Genomic DNA, 623 nt, shown 5'->3' with positions numbered 1-623 from the left:
GCGGCCGTGGCGGCCGCTAGCGCCACCGGCGGCACGGCAAACTGCCCGTAGCCCGAAGCCAGGCTGATGAGTGGGGTGGCGGCGGGGTCGGGGGAGGTCATCGGGGGAGCGGAAGATGGGTCGGATGGATGATGTAGAACGACAAAAGAACGTCATGCTGCGCCTCCGCTCAGCATAACGTTCCTACTACCCCTTCACCGCCCCACTCCTACCGTGCGGCCAGCACTACGTCGGCGAAGTCGCCGGCCGCGTCGGTGAAGAAATCGACCACGCGCAGGCCGGCTTCGGCCGCCAACGCCTCAATCTGGGGGCGGGTGAATTTGTAAGAGTTCTCGGTATGAATAACCTCCCAGGCCGCAAACGGCACCGTCAGCTCCAGCTCTTTGAAGTGCACGTCCTGCGCCGCGGTGCTCACCAGGAAGGAGCGCACAGCGCCGGTCAGCGGCTCGTAGTCGGTGAAGTGCTGCCAGTGGGCCAGGTCGAAATCGGCACCCAGCTCGCGGTTGAGGCGGGTGAGCAGGTTGAGGTTGAAGGCGGCCGTGACGCCCTGCGCGTCGTCGTAGGCGGCGCGGATGCGGCGCGGGTCCTTGCGCAGGTCGAAGCCGATGAGCAGGCGGTCGTCG

At 66.6% G+C, this 623-nt stretch carries 1 protein-coding gene; it reads right to left on the bottom strand.

Annotation, left to right across the window (positions count from 1 at the left end; all coding sequences use genetic code 11):
* Positions 1-208: 208 nt before the first annotated feature.
* On the bottom strand, positions 209-623 hold a 415-nt coding region (locus ACYVDE_RS25485; protein ID WP_460504302.1), incomplete at its 5' end, for an L-histidine N(alpha)-methyltransferase.

It is taken from the genome of Hymenobacter agri (genome assembly GCF_054778495.1).
The sequence above is the reverse complement of the archived record's forward strand: the minus strand, read 5'-3'. Positions and strand labels throughout refer to the sequence as shown.